Source organism: Paenibacillus paeoniae (assembly GCF_003388735.1).
In the GTDB taxonomy this organism is placed as follows: Bacteria; Bacillota; Bacilli; order Paenibacillales; family Paenibacillaceae; genus Pristimantibacillus; species Pristimantibacillus paeoniae.
Genome location: NZ_QUBQ01000001.1, coordinates 326560 through 340685 on the forward strand (window position 1 = coordinate 326560; position 14126 = coordinate 340685).

12 protein-coding genes are annotated in these 14126 nt (G+C 48.2%); all 12 read left to right on the plus strand.

Annotated elements, in window-relative coordinates; all coding sequences use genetic code 11:
• Positions 1-1365 precede the first annotated feature (1365 nt).
• A complete protein-coding gene (locus DX130_RS01520; RefSeq protein ID WP_116042274.1) occupies positions 1366-2334 on the plus strand; it encodes an ABC transporter permease in 969 nt (322 codons plus the stop codon).
• A gap of 14 nt (positions 2335-2348) precedes the next feature.
• Positions 2349-3224 (plus strand): carbohydrate ABC transporter permease, encoded by an 876-nt coding sequence (locus tag DX130_RS01525; protein ID WP_116042276.1) that lies wholly within the window; start codon positions 2349-2351, stop codon positions 3222-3224.
• Positions 3225-3301: 77 nt separating this feature from the next.
• Positions 3302-4927 carry an extracellular solute-binding protein gene (locus DX130_RS01530; RefSeq protein ID WP_420818502.1) on the plus strand — a complete coding sequence of 542 codons (1626 nt, stop codon included), beginning with the start codon at positions 3302-3304 and terminating at the stop codon, positions 4925-4927.
• A 92-nt stretch (positions 4928-5019) separates the two neighbouring features.
• Positions 5020-6936 carry a sensor histidine kinase gene (locus tag DX130_RS01535; RefSeq protein ID WP_116042278.1) on the plus strand — a complete coding sequence of 639 codons (1917 nt, stop codon included), beginning with the start codon at positions 5020-5022 and terminating at the stop codon, positions 6934-6936.
• Entirely contained in the window at positions 6911-8500 is a 1590-nt protein-coding gene (locus tag DX130_RS01540) for a response regulator transcription factor (RefSeq protein WP_165861116.1), read from the plus strand. The genes DX130_RS01535 and DX130_RS01540 overlap by 26 nt, the downstream gene beginning before the upstream one ends.
• An 80-nt stretch (positions 8501-8580) precedes the next feature.
• The gene (locus DX130_RS01545) at positions 8581-9228 is read left to right on the plus strand and encodes a ThuA domain-containing protein (RefSeq protein ID WP_116042282.1); all 648 of its coding nucleotides are present in this window, start codon (positions 8581-8583) and stop codon (positions 9226-9228) included.
• 26 nt (positions 9229-9254) lie between these two features.
• On the plus strand, positions 9255-10049 hold the full coding sequence (locus tag DX130_RS01550) for a sugar phosphate isomerase/epimerase family protein (protein ID WP_116042284.1): 795 nt from the start codon (positions 9255-9257) through the stop codon (positions 10047-10049).
• 55 nt (positions 10050-10104) lie between these two features.
• Complete coding sequence (locus DX130_RS01555) at positions 10105-11091, plus strand: zinc-dependent alcohol dehydrogenase (protein WP_116042286.1); 987 nt, start codon at positions 10105-10107, stop codon at positions 11089-11091.
• Positions 11092-11118: 27 nt separating this feature from the next.
• Positions 11119-11526, plus strand: a complete 408-nt coding sequence (locus DX130_RS01560) for a VOC family protein (protein WP_116042287.1) — start codon at positions 11119-11121, stop codon at positions 11524-11526.
• A gap of 622 nt (positions 11527-12148) precedes the next feature.
• Positions 12149-12562, plus strand: a complete 414-nt coding sequence (locus tag DX130_RS01570; RefSeq protein WP_116042291.1) for an XRE family transcriptional regulator — start codon at positions 12149-12151, stop codon at positions 12560-12562.
• A 104-nt stretch (positions 12563-12666) separates the two neighbouring features.
• Positions 12667-13398: a YveK family protein gene (locus DX130_RS01575; RefSeq protein ID WP_116042292.1), complete on the plus strand. Its 732-nt coding sequence runs from the start codon at positions 12667-12669 to the stop codon at positions 13396-13398.
• Entirely contained in the window at positions 13388-14056 is a 669-nt protein-coding gene (locus DX130_RS01580; protein ID WP_165861117.1) for a CpsD/CapB family tyrosine-protein kinase, read from the plus strand. Before DX130_RS01575 ends, DX130_RS01580 begins: the two co-directional genes overlap by 11 nt.
• The last annotated feature ends 70 nt before the right edge of the window (positions 14057-14126 follow it).

The following is a 14126-nucleotide window of genomic DNA, read 5'->3' on the forward strand; positions in this document are numbered from 1 at the left end:
TTTTTATGTAATAGGACTCCGCATGCATAGGTAAATCGATTTAAACCGCTTTGGGAACTAGGTGCTGAGAATTAATCTTTAATAACGAAGCTCTGATAACGAAACGTATAACAAGCTTTTATTTCTCTCATTTGATAAAAAAATTGCTACTCACCAGACTTAAGGCGTTGAAAGCGACTTAAAGTGCATCGGAGAGTACTCCAAGGAGTTTAAGGCGTTGAAACCGACTTAAAGTGTCCTCAGAGAGCGCGTCAAGGAGATTAAGGCGTTGAAACCGACTTAGAGTGTCCTCAGAGAGCGCGTCAAGGAGATTAAGGCGTTGAAAGCGACTTAAAGTGTCCTCAGAGCGCGTATCAAGGAGTTTAAGGCGTTGAAACCGACTTAGAGTGTCCTCAGAGCGCGCATCAAGGAGATTAAGGCGTTGAAACCGACTTAGAGTGTCCTCAGAGCGCGTAACAAGGAGATTAAGGCGTTGAAACCGACTTAGAGTGTCCTCAGAGAGCGCGTCAAGGAGATTAAGGCGTTGAAACCGACTTAGAGTGTCCTCATCAGAGCGCGCATCAAGGAGATTGAGGCGTTGAAACCGACTTAGAGTGTCCTCAGAGAGCGCGTCAAGGAGATTAAGGCGTTGAAACCGACTTAGAGTGTCCTCAGAGCGCGTATCAAGGAGATTAAGGCGTTGAAACCGACTTAGAGTGTCCTCAGAGCGCGTATCAAGGAGATTAAGGCGTTGAAACCGACTTAGAGTGTCCTCAGAGAGCGCGTCAAGGAGTTTAAGACGATGAAACCGACTTAGAGTGTCCTCAGAGACCGCGTCAAGGGGATTAAGGCGTTGAAACCGACATAGAGTGCCCCCGAGTGTCCAACAAGCAAATGAAGACGATGAAACCGATTAAAAAAGATAAAACTAACCTCATAAAAATAACACCATCTCAATCGGCGCCAGTGACAGTTGCCTTCGCCAAATCCACCTCAGGTTATGTCAGGCCACTGCGGGTATTTTCCTGTTATGGAGTGTTGTGACTTTCTCAACAGGCTGAAGAAACGGTTCCTTTGAGAAGGAGCCGTTTCTTTTTAAATTTTAGATTTCCTCATGGCCGAAAGCAAACGGAGCAAGAAAAATGTTCTGGAGAAGCGTCAGCGTGCGCCTTTGTATCCGGATTTCAACCTATACACATAGTTCAAGGAAATCTGAATACAACAGCCATCGGAAGAACATTTTCTTGCGCAGTTTGTGATTCGGCCATCCCCTCACCTGAAAAATTGCAACCGAAAACGAAATCTAGCTCCTTATGAGCTGCCTTCGACCTGTTCTATACTTGGATTACCAAAAAGAGATATGAACAGATATGGAGGAATGCCGCGATGGACTCACAGGTTACCATCCCAGAGAAACACGGCAATGAAGCAACCCGCGTCAACAAGGCGGCTCTCTTCTACAAGAAATTACAACGGCAAAAGATTCTGCAGATCATGGCGCTTTCGGGAATGGTATGGCTGATCATCTTCCATTACATCCCTATCTACGGAATCATAATAGCGTTCAAGGAATACAACATCGTTCAATCCATCAGCTCCGCGCCTTGGGCAGGGCTCTATCACTTCAAAGAATTTTTCCAAGATGACAGCCTGGGGTACGTCATTAAAAATACATTCGGGATGAGCTTGCTGAAGCTGGTGATCGGATTCCCGATACCGATATTATTCGCGCTATTGCTGAACGAGCTTAGATCGGTCCGTTTCAAGAAAGCGGTCCAAACGATCTCGTATCTGCCTCACTTCTTGTCCTGGGTTATTCTAGGCGGTATTCTGACAACCTGGCTGGCAGATGTGGGCATCATAAATAAAGTATTGCTTGCTCTCGGCTTCATCCATGAACCGATTAGCTACCTCGCCGAACCTAGTTATTTCTGGACCATCGTCGTCAGTTCGGATATATGGAAGGAGCTTGGCTGGTCCGCTATCATCTACTTGGCAGCGATTACAGGGGTATCTCCTGAGCTATACGAAGCGGCGACCATCGACGGCGCCGGACGTTTCCAAAAGATGTACTACATTACACTGCCGATGATTAAAGGCACAATTACGATTTTATTCATCCTTGCCGTCAGCGGCATCTTGAACTCGAATTTCGACCAAATCTTCGTACTCAAAAATCAGTTGAACGAAGTAGCCAGCAACGTCATCGACACTTATGTCTACCAGATCGGCATCTCGCAAGGCCGTTACTCCTATGCTACAGCCGTAGGGCTTGTCAAGTCAGTCATCGCATTCATTCTGCTGCTTACGGCGAACAGCATCACCAAAAGACTCAATAACACATCATTATTTTAAAGGGTGGACGGACTATGCAAACACGCTTACGATCAGAAAAATTATTCGACTGGTTTAATATGCTGGTCATGCTATTGATCTGCTTCGCAACGCTTTATCCGGTCTGGTATGTACTCATCAATTCCCTCAACGAAGGGACAGACGCCATGCGCGGGGGAATCTACTGGTTCCCTCGGGCGTTCAGTCTGGAGAATTATACGACCGTATTCAAAAATGACGGACTCATGACCGCATTCAGCGTGACGGTAGCGAAGACGGTGGTCGGCACCCTCATCCATGTCTTCTTTACTGCAATGGTGGCGTATGCCATCTCGCAGAAGGAGCTTGTAGGCCGTAAGCTGTACTTGATTGTCGGTACGATCACGATGTTTTTCAGCGGCGGTCTCATTCCGCAATACTTGCTGTTTAGAGATCTGCAACTGCTCGATACGTTCTGGGTCTACATTCTTCCAGCCATGTTCAGCTTCTTCGATCTCATCATCTTTATGACATTCTTCCGAGAAATTCCGTATGGCCTGGAGGAAGCGGCCAAAATCGACGGCGCCAACGACTTCAGCATTTTCGTCCGAGTCATCATTCCGGTTTCGATGCCGGTCGTGGCTACGATTTCCTTATTCCACGGCGTGTATCAGTGGAACGATTATTTTGCCGGCGTTATCTATGTGAATAATCCGGATCTGCAGCCGATTCAAACTTTCCTGTACCGGATTGTGGCGCTGTCGGGCTCCAATCAGATCGTATCGACTGTGACAGGTGTGACTAAGACGGTTACATCGCAATCGGTCAAGCTGGCCACAATGGTTGTGGCAACGCTGCCTATCGTATTCGTATATCCTTTCCTGCAAAAGTATTTCGTTAAAGGCTTTATGATTGGTTCCATGAAGGAATAGTGTCGGCTTCCGCAGCATTGCTATTGGCCAGGCAAAGCTGAGAGCATATATAATCATCATAGAGAGGGGTATCAAGCATGGTAATTATGCGTAAATTCATTACCGCAGTAACGTTGATCAGCTTATTGCTGACCGCGGCGGGTTGTGCCTCGAACGGTAAGAACAGCGGCAGCGAGACGCCTAAGCCTTCGGCGGAGCAAACGGCGGTTAACCCGGATGAGCCGGGCTGGAAGGGAAATACGGAGCCGATTACGTTCGACTGGTATTTGAATTATTCCTGGTTCCAAAAGAAATGGGGTTCCGATCCCACATCTCAGTATATTACAAAGAAAACAGGCGTTAACCTGAATCTGATGGTTCCGGCAGGCAACGAAAGTGAAAAAATCAACACGATGATCGCCTCCGGCAAGATGCCTGATTTCATCACGTTGGATGCCAATGACGATGCAGTGAAGAGACTAATTGAAGGCAAGATGGTATTGCCGCTCAATGAGCTTGCAGATCAATATGATCCGTACTTCTATAAAGTAATCGATCCGTCCAAGGCTTCCTGGTTCGCTGAACCGGACGGTAGTTTCTACGGCTATCCGAACAACTCGTCGTCTCCAAGAGATTATGAGGCCAATGAAACGATGTTCACATCCACGCAAACCTTTATGGTGCGCAAAGATATGTATGAAGCTCTGGGCAAGCCAGATATGAGAACGCCGGAAGGCTTCCTCAACGCGCTGAAGCTTGCGAAGGAGAAGTTCCCGGAAGTGGATGGCCAGCCGCTCATTCCGCTCGGCCTGCATGAGTTCACGGATACGGGCAACTACGCGCTGGAGAACTACTTGCAGAACTTCCTGGCGATTCCGCAAGAGGTGGACGGCAAGCTGAATGACCGCACAACTAATCCGGAATACATCAACTGGTTGAAAACATTCCGCAAATTGAACAGCGAAGGCTTGTTGTCCAAAGATGTTTTCATCGACAAGAGACCGCAAATGGAAGAGAAGATTGCACAAGGACGTTACTTCGCGATGCTGTTCCAATGGAAGGATATGAGCTCTCAGCAAAATATCGTGTACCAGAAGGATCCAAGCAGAATCTACATGTCGATCGATGGACCGTCCAATGCGAAGCTGGAGGATCCGACACTAAGCGGACCGGAAATTAGCGGCTGGGGTCTTACTCTGATCTCCAAGAATGTGAAGGACAAGAAGAGAGCGATCGAGTTCTTGACCTACATGATCAGCGAGGAAGGCCAGAAGGACTTCGCTCTTGGTGAAAAAGGGGTTACTTATGATACGATTGACGGGAAAGATCAACTGTACCAAAAAGTAATCGATGAGACAGAGTTCGACTACGGCACACAATACGCCTACTTCATGTTGACTGACTACAGCATGTGGCTGAAATGGGCTCCGCCTACAAAAGAGCAATATACGATTCTGGAGGATTGGACAAGAGGGAAGACACATAACTTCTCCGCCTTCAGCAATCTGAATCCGCAAGGCACAACCGAAGAAGGCATCATCTCACAGAAGATTCGCCAGCAGTGGGGCAAAGCGCTGCCGAAGATGATTTTGTCGAAGTCGGATGAGGATTTTGATGTAATCTTCAACGATTTCTTGCAGGATCGCGAGAAGCTTGGCTTTGATAAAGTGGTCGCGTATCAACAGAAGAAATTTGAAGAGAACTCGGCTAAACTAACCAAATAATGAAAGCGCAATAAAGCAGCAAACAGCAAGGCCCATCTGTGTATGGGCTTTGCTGTATTGTTGCTTACTCTACGTTATGGATGTGACGCTTTGTGGGACAACGGCTGCGGTGGAACAAGCTTGCGCAGTATATTGGCAATATGCGATTGCAGACGAAGATGGTTGTCTCGTATATCTTAATTATATTGATTCCAATTTTGATTTTTTCTGGCTACATGTCCAACAATTTTTACAACAATACGATTCATGATACGATTCAGTCCAATCAATATTTGCTCGATGTGGAGTATAACAAAATTACCAATAATATCGATTTGATGGAGCGTACAGCGCAATTAATGCTGCTGGACAACAAAGTGCTGGATTATTTGGTGCTGAAGCAAGAAATGGATACGCTCTCATTAATTGATTTTTCTCGGAATGTGCTTCCGGATCTGGTGCGGTTGCAGTTCAACAATCCTAATATCGCGCATATCCGTATGTTTTTCAACAATCCGTATACCAAAGAGCTGTGGCCGATCTTTCTGGACGAGAAGCGAATAGCGGGTGCCCCTTGGAAGAGGGAGCTGCTGGAGCTCAACGGACTTGAGCTGTGGGAGTTCGACACCGAGGATCGCAATGTCATGAGCTTGCCGACAAGCGAGTCCTTCCAGAAGCAGAAGCCCAAAGTTTCGCTGCTTCGCGAGATCAGCTATGGAACCGATAAACATGCAGGCATCGTACAGATCGACATGTACTTGGACGATTTTTTCTCCAGGGTGAATCAAGAGGATCAGGAGCGGCAATCCAGACTGCTGCTGCTGGACCGCAAGTCGCAGTACTTCTATCATGACCAGACCTCCTTCGTGGACAATATTCCGCTGGAGGATCTGGAGCAGCGCATCAAGTCTGCCGCAGCTACGGAAGCGTCTCACTTTGAGGTGACTTATAACGGAATACCCTATATTATGATTTTCAAAAAAATCGATCTATTGGATGCCTACATCATTAGCGCCGTATCCCTGGAAGAACCTCTTCATGCCATTAGCGATACGGTTCGAAATCTGATTATGATCAGCGTCGTGCTGATCGTCATTTTGTCGCTGATTACGTACCTGCTAAGCCGGATTATATTCAAAAGACTGCGCATGCTGCAAAACTCCATGAATCGTGTGCGTAACGGTGATTTTCAAGTCAATATCGATGTGAGCGGCGGCGGAGAAGTGGGGGAGATTGCCCTTCACTTCAAAATGCTGATGAAAAAGATCAATTCGCTTATCGTCGATGCCGTCAATAAACAAGCGGCGGCCAAGGAAGCGGAGCTTAATGCGATGAAAAATCAGATTGACTCGCACTTTATGTACAACACGTTGGAGAATCTGAAAATGCTTGCAGAAGTGAAGGGACAATACGTCCTGTCGGATGCGTTGACCTCGCTGGGCCGCATGATGCGCTACAACCTTCAATGGACAAGCAATTATGTGCGCTTGCGCGACGAGATCCATCATATTCAAAACTACATCGCGATCATGAACATTCGCTATGACGACCGAATCTCGCTTCAGTTGTTTGTGCCGACAGCTTATATGGAGCATGAAATCTTGAAGATGTCGCTTCAGCCCGTTGTAGAGAATGCCGTTAAGCATGGCTTGTACACGAATGAGCTAGGCGAAGAGCTGCCGCTTGTGCTGTCGATCAAAGTACATGAGGCGAATGACTATATGGAAATTGAAATGATGGACAACGGCAAAGGAATGGATGCGGAGCAGGTGAACCGGATCAATTATTTGATTCGTCTGAACGACGCAGATTTCCGTCAGGTGCAGGGGGCAAGCAAGTCCAGTGAGGATAAGGGCAACGGAATCGGCCTGCGCAACGTGAATCAGCGGGTGAAAATGAACTATGGCAATCCATACGGCATACAAGTGCAAAGCGTAGAAGGTCAGTACACAACCGTCAGCATCAAGCTGCCAACACTACTATTCTCCAAAGGGGATGCGGGACTTGCGGAAACTTCTGATCGTGGATGATGAAAAAAATATCCGGCTAGGCCTGCAAGCGATGATTGAGCGAGAAATGCCAGGACACTATGCCATTACATTTGCCGTAAACGGGGCGGAAGCGCTCCAAAAGTTAAAGGAGCAGACGATAGATCTGGTCATTACCGATATTCGCATGCCTGTCATGGATGGCATCGAGTTGATCAATGGGCTGCAGGATATGGAGGTTAAGCCCGAAGTGATGATCTTAAGCGGACATGATGACTTCCAATACGCTAGAGAAGCAATGCGCTGTGAGGTGCGCATGTATTTGCTGAAGCCGATCGTTCGCGAGGAACTGGCGGAAGCGCTGGCGATGTTAGAGGAGACGCTGGTCAAAAAGGAAACGATCTCTCATCAGTTCAAGCAATACACGGTACAAATGAAAGAGCATATCGAGACGCAGTTCAATTATGTGTTCCTTCGCTCTGATCTGGAGGAACGGGAGATTGAAGAGCGCCTTAGCAAGCTTGATTTGCCTGATCTGGGGAATGGTTATCAGCTTATCCTGCTCAAATGGCCTGGAGCCGACCAACGCGGAAGGGATCAAGGACAGAAGAATGCGTATCTGGATCTTGTGTTGAAGCGATTAGGGACTCAAGCGGAGGCGCTCACGCTGCGATTCATGAACAGGCACGGCCACCTCGTCGTACTGACGGGTTATCCCGCCCTGCTTCCGTCACTTGAGGAGATGATCCAGCAACAGGTCGAGACGCGTGTGAAGATAGGGGCAAGCAAATGGTTGGGCCGATTGGCGCAAGTGAATGAAGCCTACGGACAGGCGGAGAAGGCGCTTAAGTACACGTTGTTTTATAAGCATTCGGTATGCCTTCGTTACGAGGAGCTTGAGGGAAGGGAATCGAATTACGAGCTGCCAATTGCCTCGATCAAGAAGATATCGAACATGCTGGGCACGGACAGAGAGTCGGATGTGATGGGGTTGTTCAAGGAAGTGGTCGATCTTCGCAACGTGATGAAGTACGACATTTCTTATATGGAAGGCATCAGTCGTGCGTTCAACGAGCTTGTCTTCGACCAGGTGTTCAATGTGTATGGGGAGGAATCGGTGGAAATTTTGAAGCTGTACAAGTCGTTAGCCGATCTGTATTGCTTCTGGGATTTCCAGGATTATTACCATCATGTAGAGACGCTGATTCAGAAGCTCAATCTTTATGTGGGGAATATGAAAAGCATCCATAACGATAATCGTGAGATGAACAAAGCGATTCAATATATTCACGAAAACTATAATCACGAGCTGAATATGGCGATGGTGTCCAATTTTATCTCGATGAACTATTCCTACTTCAGCCAAGCTTTTAAAGAATATACGAACGAAAGCTTCGTCAACTACTTAAAAAAAATCCGGATCGGCAAAGCGAAGGAACTGCTTGTCAGCACGAATCTGAAGGTGCATGAAATTGGCGAGCGCAGCGGCTTCGAGAATGCCAAACATTTTCATCGTGTGTTCAGGGAACTGGAAGGCGTATCTCCTAACGAATATCGGCAAAAGGAACAATCCGCCGCTGACCTGAAAAATCGGCACCATATATGAAATCTGAAGCCTTATTCCCACGGGAAGGCTCTTCTATAATGTAGGCAAGGCATCAGAAGCATACAGATGGAGGAGATACAATGTCGAAAAAAACGGTATACATTATCCGTGATGACGTGAACCATCCCAAAGAAGTAATTGATCCCGTTATGGAGCGGGTTTTTGATTCGGAGCGCTGGAATGTCGTCTTGACCGACCGTGCGCGCGATCTGATTGAGCATGTCGCAGAGGCAGATTTGGCGATGTGGTTTACGAATGGCCGTCCTGAGGGCGAAACGAATTTGAGTGTGGAGGAGCAGGGGATCATTGTAGATCGGGTGAAGGCCGGTATGGGCATGTTGTTTGTTCATGCGGGCCTTGTTCTAATTGAAGAAGACAGTCCTTTCTATGTGGAGCTGAATTCCGGCCGCTTTATTGAGCATTCTCCTCATCATGTACCTGTGACGAACGTGCCGGTGCGTAGCTTTGACCATCCCATTATCCGGGGAATCGAGCCGTTCACAGCAACGGATGAGCATTATTATTGCCAGGTGGACACGTCGAGAACAGACATATTGCTGCATAGCACATCGAAACATGTGACAGCGGCGGGCGGCTGGGCTCATAGCGTAGGAGAAGGCCGTGTCGTGGCGCTTACGCCAGGTCACACGACAGATGCGCTGGGCAATCCGCAAATGGTTCAATTAATGAAGAACGGTTCTGATTGGGCCATTGGCCTGATCTCTTAATACAACAGGAACAGGAGGAGAGCGGCATGAGCAAGTTATCTATTGCACTGGGCCTCTATTCCGTCTATCGGGATTTGCAGCGGGATCTGGAAGCTACGCTGCGCGGCGTGAAGCAACTGGGATATGAAGGCGTCGAGTTTTATGGTGAATTTACGCATGAGCCTGAGAAAATGAAAGGGCTGCTGGAGGAGCTGGGGCTTGCTAATTGCGGCTGGCATACGGAGTGGAAGCTGCTTCAGCCGGATACGATAGAAGCGACCTTGGACTATCATCGGAGGGCAGGCACGCGCAACATTGTCATTCCTGCCCTGGGCGGACCTTGGGAAATTGGACATAAGCAGCATGAAGACAGCGCGGAAGTATGGATTCGCTATGCAGAGCGGATGAATGAGATTGCGCAGCAAATAGCAGGACAAGGCTTCCGTCTCGGCTATCATACACATGCTCATGAGTTCGATACCGACTTTGGCGGCACAACGCCATGGGATCTATTATGTCAGCACACCGATTCCGGCATGCTACTGGAATTGGATACAGGCAATTGCATTGAAGCGGGAGCCGATCCGGCGGAAGTCATCGCAGCCGTTCCTGGCAGACCGCTGTTGGTGCATGGCAAGCCGTATTCGCGTACGGATGGCCATGAAACCTTCATCGGCGACATCAAGGATGAGAACAACTGGAGCGAAATTATTACACAATGCGAGCGTGCGGGAACGGAATGGCTGATCGTGGAGCATGAGTCGGAGACGGCCTATCCCGGCTTTACCGGCGCGGAACGTTGTCTGGCAGGCTTGCGCGCAGTGTTGGCAAAGAGACAGTAGGAACGGATACAGCACCGTACGGCAATATAGATAAAATGGCGGGAGTGAAATCACGATGACAGAGAGGCAATATGCCATTCAATTTATAGAGAAGAGAAAAGCGGCGCTGATAGAGAGCGAGATAGAGAGAACGCCGCTTGCGCCGGACGAAATTGGGGGCCGAACGCTCGTCTCGCTTATCTCGACAGGCTCGGAGCGAGGAGCGTATATGGATTACTTCGGCGGTACGGTGTACCCGGTTGCGACCGGATACGCCGCCGTGATGGAGGTATTGGAGATAGGGAGCGCGGTTACAAATGTAAAGATCGGTGATCGTGTGCTGGCTCTTGCTCCCCATCAATTGTACAACCGGGTGAAGAGCGATGAGATCAGTCTTGTGCCAGCAGGTATGAATCCAGAGCATGCGGTGATGGGACGATTCCCGGCCGTATCGATGACATCCATGATTCACACTGCGATCAAGCCAACGGAGCCTGTTCTGGTGACGGGGCTTGGTGTAGTCGGTCTCATGTGCGCTCAGATGATGCGTCACTGTGGCTATGAAGTGTATGCATTCGATCCGAACGAGAATCGCAGGGAGACGGCTAGAGCTTGCGGCATTCGCCATGTCTATGCTTCACTGGACGAGGTGCCGGAAGTGAAGGGTGTTGCCGGTCTTGCGATGGAGTGTTCGGGTCGCGAAGAAGGTACCTATTCGCTTGTAGCTAATTTGAGAAGAGGCGGAGAGCTGTATTTGATCGGCGTGCCTTGGTATCGTTCGACCGATACGTTTGCCCATGAGCTGCTCAAAAATGTATTTTACGGATTTATTCAATTGCGCTCAGGTTTCGAATGGTCGCTGCCGCGTCATTCCAGAGATTTTATGCCGAACAGCAACTTCTCGAATATTGCGAAGTCGATGGAGTGGATTCGCGACGGTCATATTAAGGTCGAAGGGATCTATGAAGTGGCGGCACCTGAACGTTGCGACGACATCTACAGCAGCATGGCTGACGGAACGATGGAGAAGACTTGCGCTATTTTCGATTGGAGCCGCATCTAAAACTATAGCTTAAGGTGGCGTTGCCTCGTGTATACAACGAATAAGAAAGTCGGCATTCATCATGTCTGTTTGAAGACGAACGATATTAAGCGATCGGTTCAATTTTATATGGACGGCCTTGGCGCCCGATTTGTGGTGGAGTGGGGCAAGGATGGCGCTGAGGATCATGCCGTGCTGGTGGACCTGGCTGACGGCGACTTCCTGGAAATCTTCGAGACGAAGCAAGTTTTCGGCGAGGGCAAATGGCAGCATTTGGCCGTACGCACTCCGGATGTTGATGAATCGGTCAGACGTGCGGTTGCAGCGGGAGCAAGGCAGCTTGGTGAGCCTAACGATTGTGACATTCCAGCCCGCTCGGGCGAGATAGTCAGTCTTCGCTTCTGCTACGTTGAAGCTCCGGGCGGCGAGTTGGTCGAGTTCATTCAAGACCGCTAGGCTAGGAAGCCAGGCCTGCAATAATTACAGTTGCGTAGTCGTACCGACTATCGTCTGTACGAAGAAGGAACGGTCCTGAATGGAATTGTGGACTTGAAAGACGTAGTTCTTATATCAAAAATAGAAAAGGCGATGTCCAGGCTATTTCTGGCATCGCTTTTTCATGTTTTCGTTAAGAAATGGACGTGGCTGGAAGCAAACGGAGCGAGAAGTATTCTGGAGAAGCGTCAGCGTGCGCCTTTGTATCCGGATTCCACCCTTTACATGACATTCAGGGAATCTGGATACAACAGCGCTCGGAAGAATACTTCTTGCGTAGTTTGTGGGTTTAGCCATGAACTTTTCCACGAAAGGGGCTTTCCTAGATTTCGGGAACTGCATTTTTTCTATGTGACATTCATTTGACAATGTCTCCCCAGTCATCTGGAAACAGCTAGGAGATTGTGCGACAATGTTCGCTATAGTGAATATTATGAGTGATTTTTTATGATAAACAGCGCTACAAAGGTATTGACCTGTTCTTTTTAAAGAACTAAAATATAGTTATTGTCCGTTATATGAAACCCGATAAGCTTCGCGTACGAATAAAAGCACGGATCTAATCTGACTGAAGGAGAATATTATGATTGGGGAACGGATCAAATCACTTAGAGAACAAAAAGGCTACTCTATCACGAAACTTGCCGATCTTGCCGGGGTTTCGAAATCTTATCTAAGCTATATTGAACGTAACGTGCAAAATAATCCCTCGCTTCAGGTATTGGCCAAGATCGCTTTTCATTTGGATACGAATATTGAGTTTTTGCTTGGTGAAGAGCTTGCTCCGAAGGTGTGGGTTGACGAGGTGCTGGATGAAGAGTGGCATACGATCATTCGGGACGCTGTGGATGAAGGGATGAGCAAGGGCGATTTCCGTGCGCTGAAGGAGCTGGTTCGCTCGAACAAATGGAGAGAAGAGCACGGGGGCCGCAGGGATTACAGAGATATTGAGGGCAAAAAGAAATCCAACATTATTATTTTGCATATTGATCACTAGCCGTATTTACGAAAAATAAACCACTTTTCTGTTGACATGTTCTATATAAAGAACTAAACTTGTGTTAGTGTTCTTTATAACTAACACAATAAGCGGGTGTATGAATGGAAACGAATCGTATGAAAGAACGTTTTGTGCCGACAAGCGGCAAAGAAGTTGATTTGCGCAAGATCTTCAGTACGATTAAGAACAAGCTGTTAATGATCGTGCTGTTGACCGGAGCCATCACGGTACTTGGCATATTGTACAACTCGCAGTCGGAGCCCAATATTTATTCCTCATCCTCACGGGTTATGATTGCCGCAACCAATGACATGATGTCTACGGTAAGGGCGCTTGTGCGCGAGCCGATTGTACTGAATCGGGTTATTGAGGATTTGGGATTGAATGCTACGGCTGGTCAGCTGCGGAGCCAAATCCGGGTAGACAGCGTGGAGCAATCGCTCATTACGGTTATTGCGGTAGCGGATACGAATCCGGATCGGGCGGCCGATATCGCCAATGCGGTCGTGACGGTATATCGAAGCGTAGCCGCCGAGACGCTTGGCATTAGCAGTATACGGCTGTTGACATCGGCAGTTCCGGAGCCGTCTCCTATTAATGTGAAGAGCAATACAATCGTCTACGTAGCGTTTGTCGTCGGTCTGATTTTAAGCCTGAGCCTTGCGTTCTTGCTGGAATCGCTGGACGATTCAATCCGTACGGAGCAAGATATCGAGAACACGCTCGGCATTACGATGCTGGGTCAAGTATCCAAAATTAAACGCGGTCATTCGCGTATACAGGCCAAAAAGATAAAGCCAGCCATAATTAGGAGTGAGACGATTGGTTCGTGAACGGGCAAAAATAGCTAAAAGAGTCGTAAATCGCAGTTTGATCGCGTATTTGAATCCTTCTCACAAGATTTCAGAGCAATATCGAACGATACGCAACAACATTCAATACGCAGCAGAGGGAGCCCAGGTCCGGACGCTGCTAGTGACATCGCCGGAAGAAGGGGACGGAAAGTCCACGGCTGCTATCAACTTGGCTGTCAGCATGGCGCAGCGCGGGGAGCGGGTACTGCTTATCGATGTGAACTTTCGCAATCCGGTGCTTCATAAAATATTCAATACGCAAATCTCGCCGGGCCTGTCGAGCGTGTTGTCTCAGCAGCTTGCCTTTGATGAAGCTATACAAGAGACAGAAGTTGAAGGCATGGACCTTCTAACAAGCGGATTGTCGCAAGGCAACTCCGCAGATATGCTGGATTCTCATCGCATGAAGGAGCTGATGGAGAAAGCCATTCAGCATTATGACCGCATCGTATTCGATTGTCCGCCGGTGCTGTCAGCTCCCGATACGAATGCGTTGGTGAACAAATGCGACGGTGTCGTATTGCTGTTGAATTGCGGAAAGACTACGCATGGCAAGGCCCTTGAAGCCAAACAATCTCTATCCTTTGCAGGAGCGAATATTATAGGGGCGATTCTAAACAAAAAGAGCGTTAGATGATGATTCATCGGATAACGTCTTTTTTTCGGCCTGAATGTTCTTTATAAAGCACGAAATGTTCGTAACCATG